Origin of the sequence: Nocardia transvalensis, assembly GCF_015477765.1 — a bacterium.
Lineage (GTDB): Bacteria > Actinomycetota > Actinomycetes > Mycobacteriales > Mycobacteriaceae > Nocardia > Nocardia transvalensis_A.
Window position 1 is genome coordinate 488,606 of record NZ_JADLQQ010000002.1, and the last position, 26,360, is coordinate 514,965.

Consider the following 26,360-nt stretch of genomic DNA (forward strand, 5'->3'; position numbering starts at 1 on the left):
CTCGTTTCTGTCGCCGGTCGGATCAGGCGGAGAAGGCGGCGCGGACCTCGGCCAGTCCGGCCAGCAGCAAAGCCTTTCCGGCCGCGAGGTCGGCACCGTCGACCGGGCTCAGGCCCAGCTCGAGCAGTTCGGCCAGGGCGTCGACCACAGCCTCGGTGGTGGGCAGATCCGCCTCATCGGACCGATCGCGCTGAGTGGGGAAGGTGCGCCGTAGCGCGGGAGTGAGAGCGTCGAGGATGAAGGCGACCGCGCGGGCGTCGATCTCGGGGCGGACCGCACCCGCCTCCTGCATCGTTTGCAGGAACTGTTCGGTGCCAACGTGTTTGATGCGGGTCAGGTAGGTGCCCGGCTTGTGCAGGTATTTGCCGAGGATCGCTTCGTCGCGGGCGACGATGGCCGCCGCCAGGGGCAGCCGCTGCAAGGCCCGCGCCATCGCCCGGTAGATGCTGGCCACGCTGCCGCCGCGCGGATCCGCCTGCAGCTGTTCGGTCCACAGCTCGGCGTAGCGGTCCAGTTCCCGCCGCACCACGGCCTCGATCAGTTCGTCCTTGGACTTGAACTGCAGATACACCAGACCCCGGTGCAGGGCGACGGCATCGGCGACGTCGCCCATCGTCAGCTTGTTGTAGCCCAGCCGCAGCACCAGCTCTGCGGCCGCATCCAGGATCGCCTCGGCGCGTTCCCGTTCATCGACAACCATCGGCTCTTGACCTTTTGACGAAATTGGACAACGTGTCAAATCCGAAGCTACGCCGCCCTCGGAGGAGGTGTCAAGGGTGCGGGCGGATACTACGATTTCGGGATGCTGCAGGTCTGTCCGAACGGTCCCCGAAGTCGCGCCGACTGTGCGGGGTTACCGATATCGGCGAACGAACTCGCGACGTCGGCGCGGGCGGCGATCGAGGCCGGAGCGCAGGATATTCACCTGCACCCCAAGAGCTCGGGCGGGCGCGACACTCTCGAACCCGCGGTCGTGGCGGAGGTCGTGACCCGGGTGCGCGCGGCGGTGCCCGGCATCCCGGTCGGAGTGACCACGGGGGCATGGACCGAGCCGGACCCACGTCGCCGCGCGGAGCTGGTGTACTCCTGGACGGCGCTGCCCGATCACGCATCGGTGAACTGGCACGAGCCCGGCGCCGAACTGGTGGCAGCCGCGCTGTTGGAGAGGGGCGTCGACATCGAGGCCGGTATCTTCTCCGGAACGGATGCGGCCCAACGCTTCCGGAGTTCGCCGCTGGCCTCGAGGGTGCTGCGCGTCCTGGCCGAGGTGATGGACACCGACCCCACCACGGCCCCGGCCACGGCCGCCGCGCTACTCACCGAACTCGGGCCCGATGTCCCCGCACCGATCCTGCTGCACGGCGAGAACGGCGGCGCGTGGCCGGTCCTGCGCGTAGCCGTAGCCGCCGGACTCGACACGCGCATCGGGTTGGAGGATGTCCTACACGATCCTGACGGAAACCCGGTCGGCGACAACGCCGTTCTCGTCCGCGCCGCCGGCGAGATCATCAGAGAACGATGAATCGTGCGGCCGCAGGCCGCCGGGGCACCTTCACGCGAGCTGTGTTGTCAGGAGTCCGAGGAGTTGCTGGGCGAATTCCTCGGCGTGGGTGCGGGAGCCGTTGTGGCCGCCGGGGAATTCGGTGACCGGCAGGTCCAGGCGGGCGGCGATCTCGGCGGCGGGGCGGTAGGGGAGATGACCGCGGGAGTTGCGCCCGGCCGCGATGATCAACCGGTCCGATACCCGCTTCAAGACGTCGAAGTCGGGGGTGTACGAGGTGAATTCGCGCAGCTCGTACTCCATCATGATCGGTGCGTTGGCGGCCAGGCGGGTCCACATCTCGGCGGCGCGCGGGGATAACTCCGAGGCCGCCGGTGTCGCGCCCATGGCTCCGCCGATGGCACGCATGAATCGGGCCCCGGCCGCCTCCACACCCTGCGTGCGGACCAGCGTGGCGACCTCCTCGGTCATGGCTCGATGCTCGGCTGCGTCGGGCAGGAGACCGAAACACGGGGGCTCGTGGGCGATCAGCAGCCGCACCCGATCGGAGTGGCGGGCCAGGAGATCCAGTCCCACGATGGCGCCGTTGCTACCGCCGACCACGAAAGCCGGTTCGTCGGACAGATGGTCGATGAGCCGCAGCGCGTCCTCGCTCTGCACCGCGACGTGCTGGGGTTCGGGACGACCACCGTCGAGGCGGCTGCGGGAATATCCGCGGACGTCGTAGGCGACCACGGTGAAATGCTGCCGCAGCACCTCGGCCAGGCCGTCGGCGTTGGCGGCATCGCTGCCGCCGCCGGGAATCATCAGCACCAGCGGGCCCGTGCCTCGAACCTCGTAGTACAAGTTCGCGCCCGGCACGCGCAGGGTATCGGATCTCATCGCTGCCTCCTTTTCCTAATGCTATTAGGTTACACCTAATAGCATTAGGAGCAAATCGGCAGCGCGTGCCGCGACGTGGATCAGTCCAAGTCGTAGGCGGTTCGGTGGCGCGGCTGATACAGCCCGATCTCACCGGCACCCGGCACGACCAGGGTCGTGAGCAGACCCCACCCCGCCTCGGTGATGTCGCCGGTGACCTGCACGCCCTTGGCCTTCAACTCGTCGATCGTGGCGTGCAGGTCGTCGCACATCAGATACAGCTCGATCCGGCCGCTGTCGGGTCCGCCCGCGGGATGCACGGCCAGTTCGGACGGTGGCGATCTGAAAATGAGCCAGCCGTCTCCGGCATCGACGCTACGGTTTGCGGGCCAAAGCGCAGCAGATCAGCTGCTCCCAGACGGTCAGGTCGCGCTTGTCCACGCCGATCTTCTTGACGTCGTGGGGTTCGGGCGCCGGACGCCACAGTGAGCACAATTCGAGGCCCGGCTCGAGGATTTCCAGGTCACCGAACAGCGCCAGGATCTCCTCCTCGGTGCGCCAGCGCCCGCGCCCGAAGCTGGCCTGCAGCTTCTGCTCGGCGGCCCGGGTCTCCTCGTTGTGTCCGGACCGGAAGTGCGAGATGTAGACCTCGCTGCCCGGCGGCACCCGGTCCACCCACCAGCGCACCAGATCCCGCGGGCGCTCGTCCTCGTTGAGGTGGTGCAGGATCGCACTGAACACCAGTCCGATCGGTTCGTCGAAATCGATGAGGCGCTGCAACTCGGGGTTGTCGTAGATCCCCTCCGGGCTGCGCAGATCCGCCTGGATCACGGTGGTGTTGTCATCGGTTGCCAGCAGGGCCCGGCCGTGGGCCAGCACGATCGGATCGTTGTCGACATACACGACGTGCGCGTCCGGGACGAGCCGCTGCGCGACCTGATGCACATTGTCGGCGGTCGGCAGGCCACTGCCCATATCGATGAATTGGCGGATCCCGTCGCGGGCGATATCGCCGACGGCGCGGATCAGGGCCTGGCGGTTGGCGAATGCGATAGCCACCGAACCGGGTAGGTCCTTGATGAAGAAGTCGCCGATTTCCCGATCGACGGCGTAATTGTCCTTGCCGCCGAGCAGATAGTCGTAGACGCGGGCGATGCTCGGTTTCGACTGGTCCACCTGCGTGGTGCTGTCGGTCATTGGAACCATCCCCTGTCCGCTGGATGCGTTGACGGATCAATCGTAAGAGCCGAACCCCACTCGGATGAGCGCTTCGGTTATACCAGCAACCGGCGAGTGAGCGCAGTCGAAAGCGGCCATCGGAATGCGTTCGACCGCAATGCAATTGCTTATGAAGCAACTGCGGCGGCACAGCGCGTCCCGAGCGTGCGCACGGCTTCGACCAGTTCGGGCGGCTCGGTGACGGTGAAATCGGTGTCGATGGAGGTGATCATCCACACCAGCGCCCACGGCGAATCCGCGCCCAGGTGCAGCAGGCAACTGGCGTCGTCGACGGCCTCCAGCACACCCATCCCGGGCCAGATCCGCTCCGCCAGTTCGGCGGCGGACCGGTGTAGTACCACGGTCGCGCGCCACGACCATGCCTCGCTGGACAACCGGTTCGACAGATAGGCGACGACATCGCCGCCGGGCAGTTCGCGCGGTGTGAACCGCGGACCGGTCGGTCTGCGCGGGCGCAGGCGATCGACGCGGAAGGATCGCCAGTCGCCGCGATCGACGTCCCAGGCGACCAGATACCAGTGCCGGCTGAAATTGACCGCCGCGAACGGTTCGGTGTCGCGAATCGAGACGTGCCCACGGTGATCGGTGTAGTCGAAGCGCAGCCTCTCACGGCGGTGGCAGGAGTCGGCGATGGCAATGAGGACATCGGGGTCCACGCGCGGCGCGGTACCGCCCACTCGCACCATCGCGCGCTGCAACGCGGTGAGGCGATGCCGCAATCGCGACGGCAGCACCTGTTCGAGCTTGGCCAGCGCCCGCAGCGACGCCTCCTCGATACCGCTGACCGTGCCTCCGGTCACCGTGCGCAGGCCGACGGCGACCGCGAGCGCCTCCTCGTCGTCGAGCAGCAGCGGCGGCAGCGTCGCCCCGGCGGCCAGCCGATATCCGGCAGTGCCCTGCATCGCGTGCACCGGATAGCCCAGCTCCCGCAGCCTTTCGATATCGCGGCGCACGGTGCGGGCACTGACGCCGAGCCGGTCGGCCAGTTCGGCGCCGGACCACTCGCGCGGGGTCTGCAGCAGCGACAGCAGGCGCAACAGCCGGGCGGAGGATTCCAACATGGTATCCAGAATGCCAGCCGCTTAGGACACAATCTGGCCTAAGGGGGTCCTACCGTCGAGGCATGAGCAATTTCGAGCCCTTCCGCATCGACATCCCGCAGCACGACCTCGACGATCTGGCGGCACGGCTGGCCGCCACCCGCTGGCCCGCCGAATTGCCGGACGTGGGCTGGAGTTACGGCATCCCGACCGGTTATCTGCGCGGTCTGGCCGACTACTGGCGCACCGGCTACGACTGGCGCCGCCACGAACGTGCATTGAATGCATACCCGCAGTTCATGACCGAAGTGGACGGGCAGCGACTGCATTTCGCGCACATCCGGTCCGCCGAACCGCAGGCGCGGCCGCTGGTGCTGGTACACGGCTGGCCGTTCGCGGACTTCAGCGCCATGATCGGCCCGCTCACCGATCCGGTCGCCCACGGCGGCGACGCCGATGACGCCTTCCATCTGGTGATCCCGACCCTGCCCGGCTTCGGTTTCTCCGGACCCACCACCGCACCCGGCGAGGCCGCGACCGAACGGTCCGCCGCGCGACTCGCACAGCTGATGGCCCGGCTCGGTTACGACCGCTACGGCGCGGCGGGCGGTGACGCGGGCTCGTTCGTCGCCCCGGAAATGGGCCGCATCGACACCGAGCACGTGATCGGCGTGCATCTCAACGACCCGATCACCATCCCGTCCTGGGACGACGACGGCACCGGCTACAGCGAGAGCGACCGGGAAAAGCTGGCGGCGCTGCAGGATTGGAGCAGCAGCGACACCTCCGGCTATGCGGGCATCCACTCCACCCGCCCGCAGACCCTCGCACCGGCGGTCACCGATTCGCCCGCCGGGCTGCTGGCCTGGGTGGTGGATGTCGTGCACACCTATATGAATCCGGCCAAGGAACTGCCCGAGGACGCGATGGACAAGGACGCGTTGCTGACCGCGATCAGCATCCTCTGGTTCACCGGCACCGTCGGCTCCTCCATGCTGCTGTACAAGGAGTCCCAGTCCTGGGGTGCCGATCTGGCCAATTCCGGCGTGCCGACCGGGGTGGCGGTATTTCCCGGTAGCGGGACGGTGCGAGGGATCGCCGAGAAGCAGAACACCGTCGTGCACTGGTCGGAATTCGATCGCGGCGGGCACTTCGCCTCGATGGAGGCACCGGATCTGCTGATCGAGGATCTGCGCGCGTTCTTCGCGAAACTGCGCTGAGGCGGGACGGTGGTGGGTGAGCTGCGCTGAGGCGAGACGGTGGTGGCCGATGATTTTTTCGGGCTCGGGTGGTCTGATCAAATGACCGATTCGAGTTGACCCCTGGAGGATTCATGACCGTCACCACCGGCACGCTCGCGGCACCGGGTGTGCGCCTGTTCTACGAGGTCCGTGGCAGTGGCCCGCTGGTGGCCCTGGTCGGCTCACCGATGCACAGCGAACCGTTCGCACCGCTGGCCGATCTGCTGGCGGCCGACCACACCGTGCTCACCACCGATCCGCGCGGCCACTTCGGCAGTGTGCTCGACGATCCGGACACCGATTCGACGCCGGAGCTGCGTGCCGACGATCTGGCCCGGCTGATCCGCCACCTGGATGCCGGGCCCGCGACGGTATTCGGTTCCTCCGGGGGCGCGATCACGACGCTGGCGTTGCTGCAGGCGGATCCGGAGCTGGTGCGGACCGCGATCGCGCACGAGCCGCCGCTGGCCGAACTGCTCGACGAACGCGAACAGCAGCGTGCCCTGCGTGCCGACCTGAGCGCGACCTATCGGGCCGGTGACCGGCTGGGCGCGATTCGCAAGTTCATTGCCATGACCGAGATGGCCATGCCGGAGGAGCTGTTCGAGCAGATGTTCACCGGTGAGCGCAGCGCCGCGGAGGCCGACAGCGAGCGCTATTTCTATCTGCACGAATTGGAGGGCACCGCGGGCTGGGTGCCCGATCTCGCGGCGCTGCGGCGCGTCTCGGACCGGCTGGTCATCGGCATCGGCGACGAATCGGCGGGCCAGTTCTGCGACCGCACGTCGCGGGCACTGGGAGGTGCGCTGGGAATCGAGCCCACCCTGTTCCCCGGCGACCATGTCGGATTCATCGCCGAACCGGCGAAATTCGCCGCCCGCCTGCGCGAGGTCACCGCCTGACGCCGCTCACTCGGCGTTGCGGTAGGCGTTCCAGGCGGCCTCGACATGGCTACGCACGTCACGACCCGGTGGCGCTCGTCGCACCGGTCGTGAGTTCGCACCCTATTAACCTGGCGGCATGCTCCCTGCGCTGCCGTTACGGGATCGCGCCGTGGCCCTGTCGGGCGTGTTCTTCGGTGCGCCGGTGTGCGCGGAGTATCTCCAGTCGTATCTCGGGATCAACATCCTCGAAATGCTTGCGGCGCTGCTGTTTTTCGGTCCGCTCTACGGTGGCGCGGCGCTGCTGGTGCGCGAACTGGCGGTGCGGACCGGACGCGGGTGGCGGGGGATACTGCTGCTGTCGGCAGCCTTCGGCGTCGCGATGCCAGGATTGGTGGATCTGTCGCTGTTCGAAGCCAACCGCGACGATGTGGACTACTGGAACGAGCTGCGGCTGCCGACGCTTGTCGAGCCTCTGGGCATCAGCGTCTTTCCGTCCATCGCATGGGTCAGCGGGCATGTGCTGATGAGCGTCGGCGCCCCCTTGGCACTGCTGAACGGCCTGGCGCCCCGGCACCGGAATCGCCCGTTGCTGGGTCGGGTCGGCATCGTCGTGGTGGCGGCATTGTGCTTGTCGACGATGATCCTGGTGCACTCCCAAGCTCGTGGCACGGCCGCACCGACCACCACGCAGACGGCAGTCGTCCTTGCGATCATCGCGATAGTGATCGTGCTCGCCGCAACTCCTTTCGGGCGCCCCGTCGCGAATCCAGGCATGACACAGCCGGTCCCGAAATGGCTGGTGCTGTCGCTCGGGATCACCGGGATGCTGATCTACGACTTCACCCCGCCCACGTGGTTCGGGGTTGGCGCCGCGGTGGCCGTTCTCGCCGCAGCGGCAGGCGCCCTCCACCGGCTCCCACGCCACCGCGACTGGAACGACCACGACATCGCGACGCTCGCGTGCGGCGCCCTGGTCGGACGAACCCTCACAGGGTTTTTCGCACCGAACCCCGCGGGCGTGTCGGCGTTGACGAAGTACAGCTCGAACGCGCTCCTGCTCCTGCTGGTACTCGGACTGAGCTGGGCCGTGCTGGTCCGGAGCGACTCCTGATCCACGGGTTCGATCTGGGCCCGCCGGTCGGGTGCCCATCCACTAGAGGCTGGGGTGTGGGGACGTGATCGGCGGGTAGAGGTCGGGGTCGCGGTATGGAACGTTCTCGGCCGGTGGCAGTCCTTCTTTGAACCGTTCGAAAGCGGCCTGGGAAGCCTCTTCTGCCGCCGCATAGGTGTTGCAGGCATCGACCAGCGCCTGCCCGGCGAAGCGGAGATGTTCCTCGGCTCGCCGCAGCGCGGTGATCATCATGTCTGCCAGATAGCCGTATTCTCTGCGAGATCCCGGCAGCACCTGGGTCTGCACAGGGATGTAGCAGTCTTCTACGGTCCTGGTAGCCCATTGACAGTGATTGGCGGCGCTGACCATGTGCACCTGCCCCCAGCCGTAGATGGTTTCCAGGTGCGCGATCAACCTGGTCGGGGTCGCCGGGCGGGCACCGTCCTCGGGTCGAAACTTGGCGTCTTGGAACAACTGCTCGTCCTCGAGGAGCCGCTCACCGAGATCGCGGTCCAGGTCTTCCAGGTCCGATTCCACGGTATCGAGATGGTCGCAGCTCGCCCGAAGGATCACGTCGGTCCAGCTGCTCGACGATATGTGGAAACGCGGCTCACGCTCGGGGGTTTCATGGCTACGCGCCCACAAGTCGAGCGCGGTGGATATCCCGCCGATCCACTTGTCGACCGGCGGCGGCAGAGCAAAACTGAAAAGGTTCCCGGCCAACGCCACGTCGGAGATACTGGCCCGATCCCACTCCTCATCGTCCAGTGCGGCCGAGGTGGCGTTGGCAATGTCGAGCAACTTCCGCTGGGTGTCCTTCACGACATTGACGAAGATCTGCACAACATTCGCCAAGTACACGCCGCAGTATGCCAACAGCCCGACAGATCTCACGAGTGGATACAGGTAGCCGTCGTTGAATGCTTCGGCGGCTTCGCCCTCCCACACGGGTTCGACCACGGCTTCGGGAGGATTGCTGATACCCGCCAACCACGGATCCAGTGCTCGGCCGAGCGCTCCGACCACTGTGCCGTCCGCCGACGCGCTGCCAGGGACCGGGCCGAGACTTGCCGGCCACCGGTTGTCGGCGTCCAGACCGGTGGTTTCCTGCTGGCACAGGTCCAGTTCGATGTGCAGCAACTCTTGAACGTCGACATTGTAGTAGCGGCTGAAATTCGACTCCAGCCTGTCCAACAACACCCAGAGCTCATCGAGAAAGTCCTGCCTCTGCAACACATCCTGCTCGGTGATCGTGTGGCCTGTGCCGAGCCTCGGCACCACCCGAGTGCCGTCCTGGTCGAGGTCGAACAACTTGTCATTATCGATGCGACTGGTCAGCACCCATTTCTCGAAGTGCTCCAGCGCCTTTACCTGGATCTCGGCCACCTTGTGCGCGAGAACGTCACCGAACGACATCGAGCCCTCCCTCTGCACAAAGCGGGCCGCGTCCGTGTCCATCGTAGGGTCGAGGTCGATGGCTGTCGCGACCTCAAAAACGCTGGCTCATCACGAATGACAGCATGGTGCCCGGATGCGCGGGTTTCGTCTCGAGTGGTGCGGGTAGCTTCCGGATGAAACTCACCCGGCGGGTCGGCCGTGCCGGGTGTTCCGGGGTAAGGAGGGACGATGTCGTTGACGAAGCCTCCGGGGCCGCTGTCGGGGGATTCCGGTGGGCGGGTGAATTATCGGATCGAGGGTCCGCCGCATCGGTTGTACATGCACGAGTTCACTCGGCGGGTGCGCGCTCGGTTGGCGGACGAGGTCGTGCTGGACACCGTGCGGGGCACGCTGTTACACGAGACGGGCCTGAATCCGGTGTTGTATGCCCCGGTCGAGGATGTGCGCTCGGATCTGCTGGAACGAACCAACCACAGCACGCACTGCCCGTTCAAGGGCGATGCGTCGTACTGGTCGATCCGGGTGGGAGATCGGGTCGCGGACAACGCTGTCTGGGCGTATGAGAATCCACTGGCCGAGGCCGCCTGGTTGCGCGGTCTGGTGGCGTTGCAGTGGGAGGCGATGGATGCCTGGTACGACGAGGACGAGCAGGTGCACAAGCATCTGCGCGACCCGTTCCACCGAGTGGACGTCCGCGCCTCGTCCCGTCACATCAGGGTGCTGCTGGACGGACAGCTCGTGGCCGAGAGCAAGTCTCCGATGCTCCTGTCGGAGTTGGGCCGCCCCGACCGGCTCTATCTGCCGCCCGAGGACGTCCGTCGCGAGCTACTCAGTCTCAGCGCCACCGAATATGTCTGCCCCTACAAGGGCCACGGCTCGTACTGGTCGCTACGCCTCGACGCCCGCCTCATCGAGGACGTGGCCTGGTCCTTCCCGGAGCCGCTGCAAGACTCGGTCAGAATCAAGGACCATTTCTGCTTCGACCACCCGGAGCTGACCATCGAAACCGAAACCCCCAGCAACCGTTGACCCTGGGACGAATTCGACCGATGAGAGGCTCTCGAGCTCGATTCCGCCCGACGATCACCCAGGGCTCGGGAGCCATCTCTGTTCATGTGTCCGGTTCGGGCTCCAGGAGTTTGGTGAACGATGTCGGCTCGATCGAGCCGAGAGAATTCTCGGTACGTTGCGGCCACTGAGCCAGAACATTCTCACAAGCTCGTCACGGTGGGACGGTGATCGGTAGCCGAGAAATTCGGTGACCGTGTTGTGCAGCTGCCACAGTGCCTGCATCGAGTCGTCCCGCTCGTCCTTGTCTCCCAGCCCACCACGCATGAAACGTTCCAACGCCTGCAGGGTTTCACCCTCGACCAGAGCGCTGAGCCTGAATGCCGCGGTGTAGAACTGCGCCGCGCTGGTACGGAGCAACTCCTGATCCACGGGTTCTATCTGGGCACGCCGGTTGAGTGCCCATCCGCCGAGCAGGTCGAAGAACGCCGAGGCGACCAGTTCGGCCCGGTGCGTGTCCCGCGCCTGCTTGCGATTGCTTCGCACCTGGTACGCAACGGTGATGAGCGAGACCACGATCGCAGCAGCTGCGAGTATCACGGACACACATCCAGTTTGGCATCGGACGATGGGGCCGAGGCGCTCAATCGCGCCTGCAACCGAAAGCACTGTGCCCGGATGCATTCGATGCATCCGGGCACGAGCTGTAACCAAGTAATCAGCGCACGAAGGTCGTGGCCTTGTCTGCCGCGTCCAGCAGCGGTTGCGGGACGATGCCGAGGACCACGGTGGCGGCGGCGGTCATGGCGATCACCGTGGTGGTGACCATAGGGGTGACGACCTGGGGAGCGTCCTGGGGCGGGTCGGTGAAGAACATCAGCACGATGACTCGGATGTAGAAGAATGCGGCGATGGCGCTGGAGATTACGCCGACGATGACCAAGGAGCTGGCGCCGCCGGAGCTCGCTGCGGTGAAGACCGCGAACTTGCTGATGAAGCCGCTGGTGAGGGGGATGCCGGCCAACGACAGCAGGAACAGCGCGAATACCGTCGCCAGCCAGGGGGCGCGGCGGCCCAGGCCTGCCCAGGACGACAGGGTGGTGGCCTCGTCGCCGAGTTGATCGCGAACCAGAGTTACCACGGCAAAGGCGCCGATCGTGCCGATGCCGTAGGCGGCCAGATAGAACAGCACCGACGAGACGCCGTCGTCGTTGGCGGCCACGAGCGCGGTGAGGATGAAACCGGCATGCGCCACCGAGGAATAGGCCAGCATGCGCTTCACATCGGTCTGGGTGACCGCCATGACCGCACCCACCACCATGGTGGCGATCGCGATGGCGCCCAGGATCGGTCGCCAGTCGTCGCGCAGGCCCGGCACGCCGACCTGCAGGATGCGCAACAATGCACCGACTGCCGCGATCTTGGTACCCGCGGCCATGAATGCGGTCACCGGCGTCGGCGCGCCCTGGTACACATCGGGAACCCAGGACTGGAACGGCACCGCACCGATCTTGAACAGCATTCCCACCGCGAGCATCGCCAGTCCCAGCACGGCCAGCGTCTTGGAACCGGTGTCGCGGCTCAACGCCTCGGCGATGCCCGAAAAGCGCACGGTCCCGGCGTAGCCGTACAGCAGCGCCATCCCGTAGAGGAAGAACGCCGAGGAAAACGCGCCCAGCAGAAAGTATTTCAGCGCCGACTCCTGCGACAGCAGCCTTCGCCGCCGCGCCAGCCCGCACATCAGATACAGCGGCAGCGACAACACCTCCAGCGCCACGAACATGACCAGCAGGTCGTTGGAGGCGGGGAACAGCAGCAGCCCGCCGACGACGAACATGGCCAGCGGGAACACCTCGGTGGTGGTGACTCCCGCTCGGGTGGCGGCGATTTCGTCGGTACTGCCAGGCACCGCCGCGGCCTGCGGGGTGAAGGCGTCCACGGCGACGGCACCGGCGGCGGCCGCCCGGCTCCACGTGCCCGGTCCCTCGCGCCGCGGCAGGCTCAGCTGCGGTTCGAGCCCGCGTTCGGCCATCAGCAGCAGCGCGAGGGTCGAGACCACCAGAATGGTGCCCTGCAGGAACAGGGTCACATTGTCCACGGCGACCGCGTCGACCACGGCCGTGGTGTGGGTTCCGGCCAGGCCGATCACCGCGCCCAGGGCCACGCCCAGTCCGGCGAAGCCGAGCACCAGCTGCAGGTAGAACCGCCACGGACGCGGCGCGAAGGCCTCCACCAGAACACCCGCTACCGCGGCGCCGAACACGATGAGCATCGGGGACAGCTCCTGATACTCGATCGACGGAGCCGGAATCGTTGCGGCGAGAAGCTGACTCACTTGTGCGTACCTCCGCTCGTGCCGGTGGCCGCCTCCGGCTGCACCGTGGGTGCGGGATCGTGTTTACCGATGGTGCTCAGGGTGCTCGCCACCGCCGGATTGATGCGGTCGAGCACCGGCTTCGGGTAGGCGCCGAGGAACAGCAGCGCCGCCAGCAGCGGCGCCACCACGACCAGCTCCCGCGGCAGCAGGTCGTAGAGCCGCTCGTTGCCCTTCTTGACGGGACCGGTCATCATCCGCTGATACAGCCACAGCACATACACAGCGGCCAGCACCAGCGCGCCGCTCGCGGCGATCGCCGCCACCGGATAGCGGGTGAAGGTGCCCGCCAGCACCAGGAATTCGCTGACGAACGGCGCCAGCCCCGGCAGCGACAGCGTGGCCAGGCCCGCGATGAGGAAGGTGCCCGCCAGCACCGGCGCCACCTTCTGCACCCCGCCGAATTCGGCGATGACCCGAGTTCCCCTGCGCGACACCAGGAATCCGGCGATGAGGAACAGCGCCGCGGTGGAGATGCCGTGGTTGATCATGTAGAGGGTGGCACCCGCCCCGCCCTGGTTGGTCATGGCGAAGATGCCCAGAATGATGAACCCGAAATGCGAGATCGAGGTGTAGGCGATCAGCCGCATCACATCGGTCTGCCCGATGGCCAGCAGTGCGCCGTACAGAATTCCGATCACCGCCAGCACACTGATCAGCGGCGCATAGGTATCCGAGGCCGACGGGAACAGCAGCAGGCAGTAGCGCAGCATGCCGAAGGTGCCGACCTTGTCGACCACCGCCATCATCAGCACCGCGCTCGCGGGGGTCGCCGAGACCGCGGCCCCGGGCAGCCAGGTGTGCAGCGGCCACAGCGGTGCCTTCACGGCGAAGGCGAACATGAAGCCGAGGAACAACGCATTCAACACCGCCGGACCGGCGCCCAACTGTCCGGAGTTGGCCGCGGCCATCACCGCGCGGAAGTCGAAGGTCCCGCCTCCGGATTCACCCAGATTCTCGCGTGCGGTGAGCACATACAGCCCGATGACGGCCGCCAACATGATCAGCCCGCCGAACAGGTTGTACAGCAGGAACTTCACCGCGGCCCGCGACCGCTGCTGTCGATGCGCCGCATCGTCGGTGCGCGGCCCGAATCCGCCGATGAGGAAGTACATCGGGATCAGCATCACCTCGAAGAACACGTAGAACAGCAGAATGTCCAGCGAGGTGAACGAGATCAGGACCATCGATTCCACGATCAGCGTCAGCGCCACATAGATGTGCGCGACCCGCCGCCCGGTGCCGACCTCGCGTTCGTCGCGCCATCCGGCGACGATCAGCAGTGGCACCAGCGCCGCGGTGAGTAGCACCAGCACCAAGGCGATGCCGTCCACGCCGAGGGTGTATCCGGCCCCGAAAGCCGGTATCCACCGGTGCGATTCGACGAACTGGAACTGGGCGCCGCCCGGCTCGAACCGCACCGCGACGACGATCCCGACCGCCAGGGTGGCCACCGCCACCGCCAGGCCGAGCGAACGCGCCAGGACGCGCTGGGCCGCCGGTAGCACCAGCACCAGCGCGGCACCGGCCAGGGGCAGCACCCACAGCGTTGTCAGCCAAGGAAACTGGTTCACATCAGCCTCACCGCGAGCAGGGCGGCGACCACCAGGGCCGCGCCGGTGAACATGGACAGGGCGTACGAGCGGACGAATCCGGTTTGTACCCGCCGGATTCGGGCCGACAGACCGCCGATGAACGCGGCCGTGGTGTTGACGATGCCGTCGATGCCGCGGTTGTCGACGAAGACCAGCGACCGGGTCAGATGCGCACCGGGCCGCATGAACACCGCCTCGTTGAGCGCGTCCCCGTACAGGTCCCGGCGCGCGGCCACGGTCAGCGGGGTCACCGCGACGGGAGCGACCTCGGACACGTGCTGCATCTGGTACTGGCGGTAGGCGATCGCGACACCGATCGCGACGACCGCCAGCGTGGCCAGCGAGACCACCAGCGCCGACGGGGCTCCCTCGGCGTGGTGCCCGGTGCCGACCACCGGCTCGAGCCAGTTCTGCAGCGAGGAGCCGAAGACGAACATTCCGCCGGAGAACACCGAACCGACCGCCAGCAGGATCATCGGCCCGGTCATGATCGCGGGCGCTTCGTGCGGGTGGGCATCGGCATGCCAGCGGCGTTCACCGAAGAACGTCAGCAGCATGACCCGGGTCATGTAGAACGCGGTGATCCCGGCACCCAGCAGCGCGGCCATACCGAGGGTGAATCCCATTGCCCCGCCGTGCCCGAACGCCGTCTCGATGATGCGGTCCTTGGAGAAGAAGCCCGCGAACGGCGGCACCCCGATTATGGCGAGATAGCCGAGACCGAAGGTGGCGAAGGTGATCGGCATCAGGACGCGCAGTCCGCCGTAGCGGCGCATATCGGTTTCGTCGTTCATCGCGTGCATCACCGAGCCCGCGCCGAGGAACAGCCCGGCCTTGAAGAAGCCGTGGGTGAGCAGATGCATGATCGCCACCGCATATCCGGCCGGGCCCAGCCCCGCCGCCAACACCATGTATCCGATCTGGCTCATGGTCGAGGCGGCCAGTGCCTTCTTGATGTCGTCCTTGGCGCAGCCGACGATCGCACCGAACAGCAGCGTCACCGCGCCGACGATCACCACCCCGGTCCGCGCAGCCGGTGCGAGATCGAAGATCGGGCCGGAGCGGGCGATCAGGTACACGCCCGCGGTCACCATGGTGGCGGCGTGGATGAGCGCCGACACCGGGGTCGGGCCCTCCATCGCGTCCCCGAGCCAGGACTGCAGCGGCACCTGCGCGGATTTACCGCAGGCGCCCAGCAACAGCAGCAGGCCGAGCACGGTGAGAGTGGCCTCGCTGGTGTCCGGGGCCCCCGCGAACACCTGCCCGAAGTCGACCGAGCCGAAGGTGGCGAACATGACGAACAGCGCGATCGCCAACCCCATGTCGCCGACCCGGTTCACCACGAACGCCTTCTTCGCCGCCGTTGCGGCGGAGGGCTTCTCGTGCCAGAACCCGATCAGCAGATAGGAGGCGAGACCGACACCCTCCCAGCCCAGATACAGCACCAGGTAGTTGTCGGCCAGCACCAGCACCAGCATGGCGGCCAGGAACAGGTTGAGGTAGGCGAAGAAGCGCCGCCGCCCCGGATCGTGGCTCATATAGCCGACCGAATAGATGTGGATCAGCGAGCCGACACCGGTGATCAACAGGGCGAAACACATCGACAGCTGATCGAGCTGCAACGCGAAGTCGGCCTGCAGACCGGCCACCGGCACCCAGCTGAAGAAGCTGTGGTGCACGGCCCGATCGGCCTCCGCGCGGCCCAGCATGTCGGTGAACGCCCACACCGCCACACCGAACGACGCGACCGCCATCAGGCAGCCCAGCCAGTGCCCCCACCGGTCGCTCACCCGGCCCAGCAGCAACAACACCACCGCACCGGCCAACGGCAGGACCGGCAGCAACCAGAGCATGTCCGCGGTACCCACGTCAGTACTTCAGCAGGTTGGCGTCGTCGACCGAGGTCGAGCGGCGGGCACGGAAGATGGTCATGATGATGGCCAGGCCAACCACGACTTCGGCGGCGGCGACGACCATCGTGAAGAACGCGAAGACCTGTCCGTCGAGGTTGGCGTGCACGCGGGCGAAGGTGACGAATGCCAGATTCACCGCGTTGAGCATCAGCTCGATGCACATGAACACCACGATCGCGTTGCGCCGCACCAGCACACCGGCCGCGCCGATGGTGAACAGCAGCGCGGACAGATACAGGTAGTTGTCCGGATTCACCGCAGAGCCTTTCTCTCAGCCTTGCGTGGGGTTCCGGCCTTCGCCGGAAGGTTCGGTGGGATGGCCGTTGCCGTTCGTGCCGACTCCGATCGCCGCGGCCTCGGTGTGGGCCCGGTTGCGCCGGTGCCGCAGGATCGTGGACACCGACAGTTCGGCGAACGAGCCGTCGGGCAGCCGCGCCGGAACGTCCACGGCGTTGTGCCGCGCGTAGACGCCGGGCGTGGGCAGCGGTGTGGCCCGCCCTTCCCGAATCCGGCGCTTGGACATCTCCTTCTGATCGGAGTGCGGCCCGAAGCGTTCGCGGTGGGCCAGCACCATCGCGCCGATCGTGGCGACGATCAGCAGTGCGCCGGTCAGCTCGAAGGCCCACACGTAGCGGATGAAGAGCAACTCGGCCAGCGCATCGATCGTGTAGCCCCCGAACCCCGATCCCGTCAGGGCCGGCGCATCGCGCATGCCGCGGGCGATCGCCGCGATGAGCAGCAGCCCGAATCCGATACCGACGACGAGCACTGCCACCCGATGGCCGCGGATGGTCTCCCGCAGCGATTCCGCGGAGTCGACGCCGACGAGCATGAGCACGAACAGGAACAGCATCATGACCGCACCGGTGTAGACGACGATCTGCACCACGCCCAGGAACAGCGCGTCCTCGGCGATGTAGAACACCGACAGCACGATCATGGTGGCGGCCAGGCACAGCGCGGAATGCACGGCCTTGCGGGCACACACCATGCCCAGCGCCCCGGCGACCGAGACCACAGCCAGCACCCAGAACAGCACGGACTCTCCCGTGGAGGTGCGCATCATCGTCTCGGCGAGAAGAGGATTCATTTCGGCTCTCCTTCCGCACCGACCGCCGCCGGTTTCAGCCCGGCCGCGTCCGCCGCCGCTTGTCCGGCCTCGCTGTCACGGCGCAAACCGGTGTCCTGCTCGGTCCCGGGCGCCGCGGGCACGGTGCCGAGGTAGTAGTCCTCGTCGCTGGCACCGGGATACATCGCATGCGGTGGCGCGACCATCCCTGGCTGCATCGGCGCGAGCAGGTTGCCCTTGTCGTAGATCAGGTCGGCGCGGTTGTCGTCGGCCATCTCGTAGTCGTTGGTCATCGTCAGCGCCCGGGTCGGGCAGGCCTCCACGCACAGGCCGCAGCCGATGCAGCGCAGGTAGTTGATCTGATAGATCTGCCCGTACCGTTCGCCGGGGGAGTAGCGCTCGGTCTCGGTGTTGTCGGCGCCTTCGACGTAGATGGCGTCGGCGGGACAGGCCCACGCGCACAGTTCGCAGCCGATACATTTCTCCAGCCCGTCGGGATGCCGATTGAGCTGGTGGCGGCCGTGATAGCGGGGCGCGGTCGGCACCTTCTGCTCCGGATAGAACTCGGTGTTCTTCTCCTTGAACATGGTGAGGAAGGTGACGGCGAATCCGGCCAGCGGCGCCAACAGGCCCGGCTTGGCCGTCGGTTTCACTGGCTGCTCGGGCAGGGGCGGCACCGGGAATCCGGAGAAGTCCTGGGCCGCAACGGGTTCGGCGGCGCGGTCATTGACGCGCAGTCCGGCGCGCAACACCGCGCCGATCAGCAGCAGCGACACCACGATTCCGCCGATCACCAGCCCGGCGGTCTGCACCTCATAGCCGTTGTCCTGCAGCACCTTCAGCGTCGCCACCACCATCACCCACAGCAGCGACACCGGGATCAGCAGCTTCCAGCCGAGATTCATGAACTGGTCGTAGCGCAGGCGGGGCAGGGTGCCGCGCAGCCAGATGAAGACGAACAGGAAGATCCACACCTTCGCGGTGAACCACAGCACCGGCCACCACCCGGAGTTGGCGCCGTCCCACAGATTCAGCGGGAACGGCGCATGCCAGCCACCGAAGAACAGCGTGGTGGCCAGCGCCGACACGGTGCCCATATTGATGTACTCGGCCATCATGAACATGGCGAACTTCAGCGAGGAGTACTCGGTGTGGAAGCCGCCCACCAGCTCGCCCTCGGCCTCGGGCAGATCGAACGGCGCCCGGTTGGTCTCGCCGACCATCGACACCGCGTAGATCAGGAACGACGGCAGCAGCAGCCACACATTCCAGGTGCCCCACTGCGCGTCGACGATGCCGGAGGTGGACATGGTGCCGGTGAGCAGGAATACCGCGGCGAAGCAGGCGGCCATGGCGATCTCGTAGGAGATCACCTGCGCCGTCGAGCGCAGGCCGCCCAGCAGCGGATAGGTCGACCCGGACGCCCATCCGGCGAGCACGATGCCGTACACCCCGACCGAGGCCATGGCCAGGATGTAGAGCACCCCGACCGGCATATCGGTCAGCTGCAGCGGGGTGTGGACACCGAAGATCGACACCTCCGGCCCGAACGGGATCACCGCGAACGCCATGACCGCCGGGATCAGCGAAATCACCGGCGCCAGAATGTAAATCGGCTTGTCCACGATGGTCGGGACAATGTCCTCCTTGAGGAGCATCTTCACCCCGTCCGCGATGGACTGCAGGGTTCCGCGCGGCCCGACCCGGTTCGGCCCGACCCGCATCTGCATCCACGCCACGACCTTGCGCTCGATGAGCACACCCAGCATCGGGATGAGCAGCAGGAAGATGAAGATCAGCACCGATTTCAGGACGACCAGCCACCACGGGTCGTGGCCGAACAGGCTCAAATCACTCACGGTGGTCCTCCCGTCGGATACGCACGAGGTGGCCGGGGGTGGTGGCGAGCTGGTCGTACACCACCGACCCGGCGGAATTCAGCGGCAGCCACACGACGCGGGCGGGCATCTCGGTGACCACCAGGGGCAGGGTGACCGAGCCGTGGTCGGTGCTCACCCGCACCGGATCTCCGGTTGTGGCGCCGATTTCGGCGGCGGTGTCGCGGGACATCCGCACCACGGGGGGCCGCGCGGTGGCGGCCAGATTCGGTTCGCCGTCCTGCAGCCGCCCGCGATCGAGCAGCATCCGCCACCCGGCCAGGATCGCGGTCCCGGGAGCTGGCTGCGGGATCGGCTGGGCCGGATGGGCGGGTGCGGTGCCGGGTGGGCCGTCCCAGGCGCCGAGCTCGGCGAGTTCGGTTCGGGCCCTGGCGATATCGGGCAGGCCGAGCCGGATGCCCATCTCGTCGGCGATGGCATGCAGCACCCGGTGGTCGGCCAGCGGCGCCGCCTCACGGCGCACAGTGGCATCGCGCAGCGCGGCTTCGAAGGGGCGACTACGGCCTTCCCAGGTGAGGAAGGTTCCGGCCTTTTCCATGGCCGAGGCGACCGGCAGCACCACGTCGGCGCGGTCGGTGATCTCGCTGGCGCGCAATTCCAGGCTCACCACGAACCGTGCGGCGTCGATGGCGGCCAGCGCGGCTCGGGAATCGGGCAGATCGGCGACCTCGACACCGCCGACGACCAATGCGCCCAGCGTCGAAGCGGCCGCCAGGATGCCTGCGGTGTCCCGGCCCGCGGACGCGGGTAGATCGTCGACGTCCCACACGGTCCGAACCTGTTGGCGCGCACGTGGGTCCGCGACGGGGCGGCCACCGGGCAGCAGGCCGGGCAGCGCACCGGCTTCGAGCGCACCGCGCTCTCCGGCGCGCCGCGGCACCCAGGCCAGGGCAGCCCCCGTCGTATCGGCCAACCGCACCGCCGCCGACAGGGCGCCGGGAACTCCGGCCAGCCGCTCGCCGACCATGATGACGGCGCCGGGTTCGCGCAGCCGCCGGGCCAGTTCGGCGATCTGCGGCGCGCCGTCGCTCAGCAGGCCGTCGAGCACGTGGGCCTCCTCGCCGGGAACCGTCGGCAGCAGGCGGCCCGACATCCGTTCCAGGCCGCGGCTGGCGTAGGCGGCCAGCGAGTACACCGCCATGCCGTTTTTCCGGGCCGCTTTGCGCAGCCGCAGATAGACGATCGGGGATTCCTCTTCGGGCTCGAATCCGGCCAGCAGCACCACCGGCGCCGCCTCGAGCGCGGCGTAGTCGACCGTGATGCCCTGTCCGGCCACCCGGGCGGCGAGGAATTCGGCCTCCTCGGCCGAATGCGGGCGGGCCCGGAAGTCGACGTCGTTGGTGCCCAGGGCCATTCGGGCGAACTTGGCGTAGGCGTAGGCATCTTCGAGGGTGACGCGACCGCCCACCAGGACCCCGGCATTGCCGCGGGCGGCGGCGAGCCCCTCGGCGGCGCGGGCGAGCGCCTCCGACCAGGACGCCGGTGCCAGTGTGCCGTCCCAGCCGCGGACCAGCGGAGTAGTGAGCCGGTCGCGTTCGGTGGCGTAGGTGAACGCCCACCGGCCCTTGTCGCAGTTCCATTCCTCGTTGACCTGCGGATCGTCACCGGCCAGGCGGCGCATGACCTTTCCGCGCCGATGATCGGTGCGCTGCGCGCAGCCCGAGGCGCAGTGTTCGCACACCGCCGGACTCGAGACCAGGTCGAACGGGCGGGCCCGGAATCGGTAGGTGGTGCCGGTGAGCGCGCCGACCGGGCAGATCTGCACGGTGTTGCCGGAGAAGTAGGACTCCAGCGGCTCGCCCTCGGCGATGCCGACCTGCTCGAGCGCACCGCGTTCCATCAGCTCGATGAACGGGTCACCGGCGACCTGATAGGAGAAGCGGGTGCAGCGCGCGCACAGCACGCAGCGTTCCCGGTCGAGCAGCACCGCCGAGGACAGCGGAATCGGTTTGGGGTAGGTGCGTTTGACACCCTCGAACCGCGATTCGGCGCGCCCGCTGGACATGGCCTGGTTCTGCAGGGGGCATTCGCCGCCCTTGTCGCACACCGGGCAGTCCAGCGGGTGGTTGATCAGCAGCAGCTCCATCACGCCCTCCTGCGCCTTGGCGGCGGCCGGGGAGGTCAGCTGCGTGTGCACGACCATGCCGTCGGTGACGGCCATGGTGCAGGAGGCGACGGGTTTGCGCTGACCCTCCACCTCGACCAGGCACTGGCGGCAGGCGCCGACCGGGTCGAGCAGCGGGTGGTCGCAGAAGCGGGGGATCTGGATGCCGATCAGTTCCGCGGCCCGGATCAGCAGCGTGCCCGCGGGCACGCTGACGGTGGTGCCGTCGATGGTGACGCTCACCAGATCCTGGGGGACCACGTCGCTGCTGTTGGTGCTGACGGTCCTCGTCATCGCACGCTCCCTTGCACGGAGTCGGATGCGCCGGCCCACGCGGTGGACCGGGCGGGATCGAACGGGCAGCCGCCCAGGCGCAGATGCTCCTCGTATTCGTCGCGGAAATACTTCAGCGAGGAGAAGATCGGGCTGGCCGCGCCGTCGCCCAGGGCGCAGAACGATTTGCCGTTGATGTTGTCGGCGATATCGAGCAACTTGTCCATATCGTCCGCGCTGCCCTGCCCGGTCTCCAGCCGCTCCAGCAGCTGCACCATCCAGTAGGTGCCTTCGCGGCAGGGCGTGCACTTACCGCAGGATTCGTGGGCGTAGAACTCGGTCCAGCGCAGCACGGCCCGCACGACGCAGGTGGTGTCGTCGAAGATCTGTAATGCCTTGGTGCCCAACATGGAGCCGGCCGCGGCCACATTCTCGTAGTCCAGCGGCACATCGAGATGTTCGTCGGACAGAATCGGCGTGGACGAACCGCCCGGGGTCCAGAACTTCAGCGCGTGGCCCTTGCGCACACCGCCCGCATAGCCGAGCAGTTCGCGCAGGGTGATGCCCAGCGGCGCCTCGTACTGGCCGGGCCGGGTGACGTGACCCGACAGCGAATACAGCGTGAAGCCGGGCGATTTCTCCGAACCCATCGACCGGAACCAGTCGATGCCGTTGGCGATGATCGCGGGCACGCTGGCAATGGATTCCACGTTGTTGACCACGGTCGGACAGGCGTAGAGGCCCGCGACGGCCGGGAACGGCGGCCGCAGCCGGGGCTGACCGCGGCGGCCCTCCAGCGAATCCAGCAGGGCGGTCTCCTCACCGCAGATGTAGGCGCCCGCCCCGGCGTGCACGATCAGCTCGAGGTCGTAGCCGGAGCCGAGAATGTTGCGGCCCAGATAGCCCGCGGCATACGCCTCGGCGACCGCGGTCTGCAGCCGCCGCAGCACCGGCAGCACCTCGCCGCGCACGTAGATGAACGCGTGCGAGGCGCGGATGGCGTAGGCCGCGATGATGCTGCCCTCGATGAGCACGTGCGGGGTGGCCAGCATGAGCGGAATGTCCTTGCAGGTGCCCGGCTCCGACTCGTCGGCATTGACCACCAGGTAATGCGGCTTACCATCGCCCTGCGGGATGAACCCCCACTTCATACCGGTCGGGAATCCCGCCCCGCCGCGACCGCGCAGCCCCGCGTCCTTGACGGTGGCGATCACCTCGTCCGGATCGGTGCGCAGCGCCTGGGGCAGCGCCCGGTAACCGTCGTGGCGCAAATAGGTTTCCAACGTCCAGGACTGCGGCTCGTCCCAGTACCGCGTGAGAACGGGTGCGAGAGTCACTGCGCACCTCCCTCGCCACGCCCCTTGGACTCGCCAGGTCCCACGTCTCGAGGCTCGCCGCGTCCCACATCCCTGGACTCGCCACGCTTTTCGGCGAGTCCAGGGCGCAAAGGCTGTTCGGGCACCGCAGTACTGCGCGCGATGCGCAGCCCCGCCAAGGTTGCCTCGCCCGGCTCACCGTCGTTCGCGCCGGGACGTTCGTCGGGGAATCCCGCCAGGATGCGCGCGGTCTCGCGGAACGTGCACAGCGGTACTCCGCTGCGGCTGCCGGTGACCTGCTCGCCGCGACGCAGCGAATCCACCAGGGCGCGAGCCGATTCCGGCGTCTGGTTGTCGAAGAACTCCCAGTTCACCGTCAGCACCGGCGCATAGTCGCAGGCGGCATTGCATTCGATGTGTTCGAGCGTGATGGCGCCGTCGCCGGTGGTCTCGCCGTGCCCGATACCCAGATGCTCCTTCAGGGTGGCGAGGATCTGATCGCCACCCATCACCGCGCACAGCGTGTTCGTGCACACCCCGACGTGGTAGTCGCCGGTCGGGGTGCGGCGATACATCGAGTAGAAGGTCGCCACCGCGGCGACCTCCGCGTCGGTGAGCCCCAATTGTTCGGCGCAGAAGCCGATTCCGGTGCGGGACACGTAACCCTCCACCGCCTGCACCAAATGCAGCAGCGGCAGCAGCGCCGAGCGCGGATGCGGATAGCGCTCGATGATCTCCTTCGCTTCCAGCTGGAGCTTGTCGCGTACCTGCTGCGGATAGGGGATCGGGCGCTCGGACAGCTTCACCAGGATTTCCGTCATCGGTCGACACCACCCATCACCGGGTCGATGCTGGCGACCGCGGCGATCACGTCGGCGACCATGCCGCCCTCGCAGATCGCCGCCACCGCCTGCAGATTCGTGAACGAGGGGTCGCGATAGTGCACCCGATAGGGGCGGGTGCCGCCGTCGCTGACCATATGTACCCCCAACTCGCCGCGCGGCGACTCCACCGCCGAGTACACCTGCCCGGCCGGCACCCGCATCCCCTCGGTGACCAGCTTGAAGTGATGGATCAGCGCCTCCATGGACGTGCCCATGATCTTGCCGATGTGCTTGGGGGAGTTGCCCAATCCGTCCGGACCGACCTGCAGGTCGGCGGGCCAGGCGATCTTCTTGTCGTCGATCATCACCGGGCCGGGCCGCAGTCGGTCCAGGCACTGCTCGACGATCTTCAGCGATTCGTGCATCTCCTTGATGCGGATCAGATAGCGGCCGTAGGCATCACAGCCGATATCGGTCATCACGTCGAATTCGTAGCTCTCGTAGCCGCAGTACGGTTGCGCCTTGCGCAGATCGTGCGGCAGGCCGGTGGCGCGCAGGGTCGGGCCGGTGATACCGAGGGCCATGCACCCGGCCAGGTCGAGATAGCCGATGCCGCGGGTGCGGGCCTTGAAGATCGGGTTCTCGTTGAGCAGGTTCTCCATATCGCGCAGCCGCTTGGGCATGAGCTCGAGCAGCTCGCGCACCTTGGCGACGCCGTCGTCGGGCAGATCCTGCGAGACCCCGCCGGGCCGGATATAGGCGTGGTTCATGCGCAGGCCGGTGATGTGCTCGAAGACGTCCAGCACGAGTTCGCGCTCGCGGAAACCGAACAGCATCGGCGTGATCGCGCCCAGCTCCATGCCGCCGGTGGCCAGGCACACCATATGCGAGGAGATCCGGTTGAGCTCCATGAGCATCACCCGAATCACGTTGGCGCGCTCGGGAATATCGTCGGTGATGTCGAGCAGCTTCTCCACACCCAGGCAGTAGGCCGCCTCGTTGTAGAACGGCGACAGGTAGTCCATCCGGGTGACGAAGGTGACGCCCTGCACCCAGTTGCGGAATTCGAGATTCTTCTCGATCCCGGTGTGCAGGTAGCCGATTCCGCAGCGGGCCTCGGTGACGGTCTCGCCCTCGATCTCGAGGATCAGGCGCAGCACGCCGTGGGTGGACGGATGCTGCGGGCCCATATTGACGACGATGCGTTCCTCGGCCGCGCCGCTGAGCGCCTCCCGCACGTCCTCCCAGTCCTGCCCGACGACGGTAACCGCCGTTTCTGTCTCTTGCGTCATCAGCTGTATGCCCTCCGCTGGTCGGGCGGCGGGATGCGCGCGCCCTTGTATTCGACCGGGATTCCGCCGAGCGGGTAGTCCTTGCGCTGCGGATGCCCGCGCCAGTCGTCGGGCATCAGGATGCGGGTGAGCGCGGGATGACCGTCGAACCGAATGCCGAAGAAGTCGTAGGTTTCCCGCTCGTGCCAATCCGTGGTCGGATACACCGAATACAGCGAGGGGATATGCGGGTCGGCATCGGGCGCCGCCGCCTCCAGCCGCAGCCGCCGGCCGTGGGTGATGGAGCAGAGGTGGTAGACCGCATGTAGTTCCCGGCCGGAATCGTCGGGATAGTGCACCCCGCTCACGCCCAGGCAGAGTTCGAACCGCAGGGCCTCGTCGTCGCGCAGGGCGCGGGCGACCATCGGCAGCCGCTCGCGCGCCACGTGCAGGGTGAGTTCACCGCGGAACACCACGATCTTCTCGATCGCCTCGCCGAACGCATTGTCCAGCAGCACCTCTCGGAGCCGGGCGACGATGTCGTCGAAGTAACCACCGTAGGGTGGGGGCGTACTGCCGGGCAGGCTGACCGTGCGGACCAGACCGCCGTAGCCGGAGGTGTCGCCGGTTCCGGTCACGCCGAACATACCTCGGCGCACCCCGATGACCTCGTCGCCGGGCTGCGCCCGCTGGTCCTCTTCGGCCAATTGCGCCTCGTCGTGGCCGGTGTCGACGCGGGTCTCGTCCGCGGCCTCCGGCGGGCCCTCGGTGCTGTGCGGGGAGTCGAATGTCATCGCAGCAGTCCCGTCATCCGAATCGTCGGCGTGGCGGCGAGGGCGGCCTGCTCGGCAGCACGGACGGCCTCTTCCCGGTTCACGCCGAGCGGCATTTCCTGGATCTTCTCGTGCAGTTTCAGGATCGCGTGCAGCAGCATCTCCGGCCGCGGCGGACAGCCGGGCAGGTAGATGTCCACGGGCACCACATGATCCACGCCCTGCACGATGGCGTAGTTGTTGAACATGCCGCCGGAGGAGGCGCACACGCCCATGGCGAGCACCCATTTCGGCTCGGGCATCTGGTCGTAGACCTGGCGTAGCACCGGTGCCATCTTCTGGCTCACCCGCCCGGCGACGATCATCAGATCCGCCTGCCGCGGCGAGGCGCGGAACGTCTCCATCCCGAAGCGGGCCAGATCGAACCGTCCGGCCCCGGTGGCCATCATTTCGATTGCGCAGCAGGCCAATCCGAAGGTGGCCGGCCACAGTGAACCCTTACGCATATACCCGGCGAGCTGTTCGACCGTGGTCAGCAGGAACCCGCTGGGCAACTTCTCCTCGAGACCCATTTCTCACTTCCGTATGCGTTCCCGGCCTGCGGCCGGGAAGACGATGGCGGTGCGCCGGACGACGATGGCGGTGCGCCCGATGGCGGTGGCGTGTT

At 67.3% G+C, this 26,360-nt stretch carries 24 protein-coding genes; 5 read left to right on the forward strand and 19 right to left on the reverse strand.

Annotation, left to right across the window (positions count from 1 at the left end; genetic code table 11):
• Positions 1 to 22: 22 nt before the first annotated feature.
• Positions 23 to 700 (reverse strand): TetR/AcrR family transcriptional regulator, encoded by a 678-nt coding sequence (locus IU452_RS06315; RefSeq protein WP_195107930.1) that lies wholly within the window; start codon positions 698 to 700, stop codon positions 23 to 25.
• Between the two features lie 102 nt (positions 701 to 802).
• On the opposite strand from IU452_RS06315, the gene IU452_RS06320 reads away from it, so the two are divergent.
• On the forward strand, positions 803 to 1,522 hold the full coding sequence (locus IU452_RS06320) for a 3-keto-5-aminohexanoate cleavage protein (RefSeq protein WP_195107931.1): 720 nt from the start codon (positions 803 to 805) through the stop codon (positions 1,520 to 1,522).
• 30 nt (positions 1,523 to 1,552) lie between these two features.
• Here IU452_RS06320 and IU452_RS06325 read toward each other — a convergent pair whose 3' ends face one another.
• The 4 genes from IU452_RS06325 to IU452_RS06340 all read right to left on the reverse strand — a co-directional run bounded on the left by IU452_RS06325 (position 1,553) and on the right by IU452_RS06340 (position 4,662).
• A complete protein-coding gene (locus IU452_RS06325) occupies positions 1,553 to 2,383 on the reverse strand; it encodes an alpha/beta hydrolase (protein ID WP_195107932.1) in 831 nt (276 codons plus the stop codon).
• Positions 2,384 to 2,463: 80 nt separating this feature from the next.
• Positions 2,464 to 2,682 (reverse strand): VOC family protein, encoded by a 219-nt coding sequence (locus IU452_RS06330; protein WP_195107933.1) that lies wholly within the window; start codon positions 2,680 to 2,682, stop codon positions 2,464 to 2,466.
• A gap of 55 nt (positions 2,683 to 2,737) precedes the next feature.
• Entirely contained in the window at positions 2,738 to 3,559 is an 822-nt protein-coding gene (locus tag IU452_RS06335; RefSeq protein ID WP_195107934.1) for an SAM-dependent methyltransferase, read from the reverse strand.
• Between the two features lie 149 nt (positions 3,560 to 3,708).
• The gene (locus tag IU452_RS06340) at positions 3,709 to 4,662 is read right to left on the reverse strand and encodes a helix-turn-helix transcriptional regulator (protein WP_195107935.1); all 954 of its coding nucleotides are present in this window, start codon (positions 4,660 to 4,662) and stop codon (positions 3,709 to 3,711) included.
• Between the two features lie 62 nt (positions 4,663 to 4,724).
• Between IU452_RS06340 and IU452_RS06345 the strand changes: the two genes are divergently transcribed.
• The 3 genes from IU452_RS06345 (at position 4,725) to IU452_RS06355 (ending at position 7,877) form a co-directional block, all read left to right on the forward strand.
• Entirely contained in the window at positions 4,725 to 5,861 is a 1,137-nt protein-coding gene (locus IU452_RS06345; protein ID WP_195107936.1) for an epoxide hydrolase family protein, read from the forward strand.
• Between the two features lie 113 nt (positions 5,862 to 5,974).
• Complete coding sequence (locus tag IU452_RS06350) at positions 5,975 to 6,784, forward strand: alpha/beta fold hydrolase (RefSeq protein WP_195107937.1); 810 nt, start codon at positions 5,975 to 5,977, stop codon at positions 6,782 to 6,784.
• A 118-nt stretch (positions 6,785 to 6,902) separates the two neighbouring features.
• Positions 6,903 to 7,877: a hypothetical protein gene (locus IU452_RS06355; protein WP_195107938.1), complete on the forward strand. Its 975-nt coding sequence runs from the start codon at positions 6,903 to 6,905 to the stop codon at positions 7,875 to 7,877.
• A gap of 42 nt (positions 7,878 to 7,919) precedes the next feature.
• Here IU452_RS06355 and IU452_RS06360 read toward each other — a convergent pair whose 3' ends face one another.
• The gene (locus IU452_RS06360) at positions 7,920 to 9,293 is read right to left on the reverse strand and encodes a hypothetical protein (protein ID WP_195107939.1); all 1,374 of its coding nucleotides are present in this window, start codon (positions 9,291 to 9,293) and stop codon (positions 7,920 to 7,922) included.
• Between the two features lie 210 nt (positions 9,294 to 9,503).
• Here IU452_RS06360 and IU452_RS06365 point away from each other — a divergent pair, with 210 nt between their 5' ends.
• Entirely contained in the window at positions 9,504 to 10,304 is an 801-nt protein-coding gene (locus IU452_RS06365; protein ID WP_195107940.1) for a DUF427 domain-containing protein, read from the forward strand.
• Positions 10,305 to 10,358: 54 nt separating this feature from the next.
• Here IU452_RS06365 and IU452_RS06370 read toward each other — a convergent pair whose 3' ends face one another.
• The 13 genes from IU452_RS06370 to IU452_RS06430 form a co-directional block, all read right to left on the reverse strand.
• The gene (locus tag IU452_RS06370; protein ID WP_195107941.1) at positions 10,359 to 10,859 is read right to left on the reverse strand and encodes a hypothetical protein; all 501 of its coding nucleotides are present in this window, start codon (positions 10,857 to 10,859) and stop codon (positions 10,359 to 10,361) included.
• A 142-nt stretch (positions 10,860 to 11,001) separates the two neighbouring features.
• A complete protein-coding gene (gene nuoN / locus IU452_RS06375; protein WP_195107942.1) occupies positions 11,002 to 12,618 on the reverse strand; it encodes an NADH-quinone oxidoreductase subunit NuoN in 1,617 nt (538 codons plus the stop codon).
• Positions 12,615 to 14,231 (reverse strand): NADH-quinone oxidoreductase subunit M, encoded by a 1,617-nt coding sequence (locus IU452_RS06380; protein ID WP_195107943.1) that lies wholly within the window; start codon positions 14,229 to 14,231, stop codon positions 12,615 to 12,617. The genes nuoN and IU452_RS06380 overlap by 4 nt, the downstream gene beginning before the upstream one ends.
• Positions 14,228 to 16,105 (reverse strand): NADH-quinone oxidoreductase subunit L, encoded by a 1,878-nt coding sequence (gene nuoL / locus IU452_RS06385; protein WP_195108290.1) that lies wholly within the window; start codon positions 16,103 to 16,105, stop codon positions 14,228 to 14,230. Before nuoL ends, IU452_RS06380 begins: the two co-directional genes overlap by 4 nt.
• Positions 16,106 to 16,121: 16 nt before the next feature.
• The gene (gene nuoK / locus IU452_RS06390) at positions 16,122 to 16,421 is read right to left on the reverse strand and encodes an NADH-quinone oxidoreductase subunit NuoK (RefSeq protein WP_195107944.1); all 300 of its coding nucleotides are present in this window, start codon (positions 16,419 to 16,421) and stop codon (positions 16,122 to 16,124) included.
• A gap of 15 nt (positions 16,422 to 16,436) precedes the next feature.
• Entirely contained in the window at positions 16,437 to 17,255 is an 819-nt protein-coding gene (locus IU452_RS06395) for an NADH-quinone oxidoreductase subunit J (RefSeq protein WP_195107945.1), read from the reverse strand.
• On the reverse strand, positions 17,252 to 19,093 hold the full coding sequence (gene nuoH / locus IU452_RS06400) for an NADH-quinone oxidoreductase subunit NuoH (protein WP_195107946.1): 1,842 nt from the start codon (positions 19,091 to 19,093) through the stop codon (positions 17,252 to 17,254). Before nuoH ends, IU452_RS06395 begins: the two co-directional genes overlap by 4 nt.
• Complete coding sequence (locus IU452_RS06405; protein ID WP_195107947.1) at positions 19,086 to 21,530, reverse strand: NADH-quinone oxidoreductase subunit G; 2,445 nt, start codon at positions 21,528 to 21,530, stop codon at positions 19,086 to 19,088. Before IU452_RS06405 ends, nuoH begins: the two co-directional genes overlap by 8 nt.
• Positions 21,527 to 22,846 carry an NADH-quinone oxidoreductase subunit NuoF gene (nuoF, locus tag IU452_RS06410; protein WP_195107948.1) on the reverse strand — a complete coding sequence of 440 codons (1,320 nt, stop codon included), beginning with the start codon at positions 22,844 to 22,846 and terminating at the stop codon, positions 21,527 to 21,529. Before nuoF ends, IU452_RS06405 begins: the two co-directional genes overlap by 4 nt.
• Positions 22,843 to 23,646 (reverse strand): NADH-quinone oxidoreductase subunit NuoE, encoded by an 804-nt coding sequence (gene nuoE, locus IU452_RS06415; protein ID WP_195107949.1) that lies wholly within the window; start codon positions 23,644 to 23,646, stop codon positions 22,843 to 22,845. Before nuoE ends, nuoF begins: the two co-directional genes overlap by 4 nt.
• Positions 23,643 to 24,941, reverse strand: a complete 1,299-nt coding sequence (gene nuoD / locus IU452_RS06420; protein ID WP_195107950.1) for an NADH dehydrogenase (quinone) subunit D — start codon at positions 24,939 to 24,941, stop codon at positions 23,643 to 23,645. The genes nuoE and nuoD overlap by 4 nt, the downstream gene beginning before the upstream one ends.
• Entirely contained in the window at positions 24,941 to 25,714 is a 774-nt protein-coding gene (locus IU452_RS06425) for an NADH-quinone oxidoreductase subunit C (protein ID WP_195107951.1), read from the reverse strand. Before IU452_RS06425 ends, nuoD begins: the two co-directional genes overlap by 1 nt.
• On the reverse strand, positions 25,711 to 26,265 hold the full coding sequence (locus IU452_RS06430; RefSeq protein WP_195107952.1) for a NuoB/complex I 20 kDa subunit family protein: 555 nt from the start codon (positions 26,263 to 26,265) through the stop codon (positions 25,711 to 25,713). The genes IU452_RS06425 and IU452_RS06430 overlap by 4 nt, the downstream gene beginning before the upstream one ends.
• Between the last annotated feature and the right edge of the window lie 95 nt (positions 26,266 to 26,360).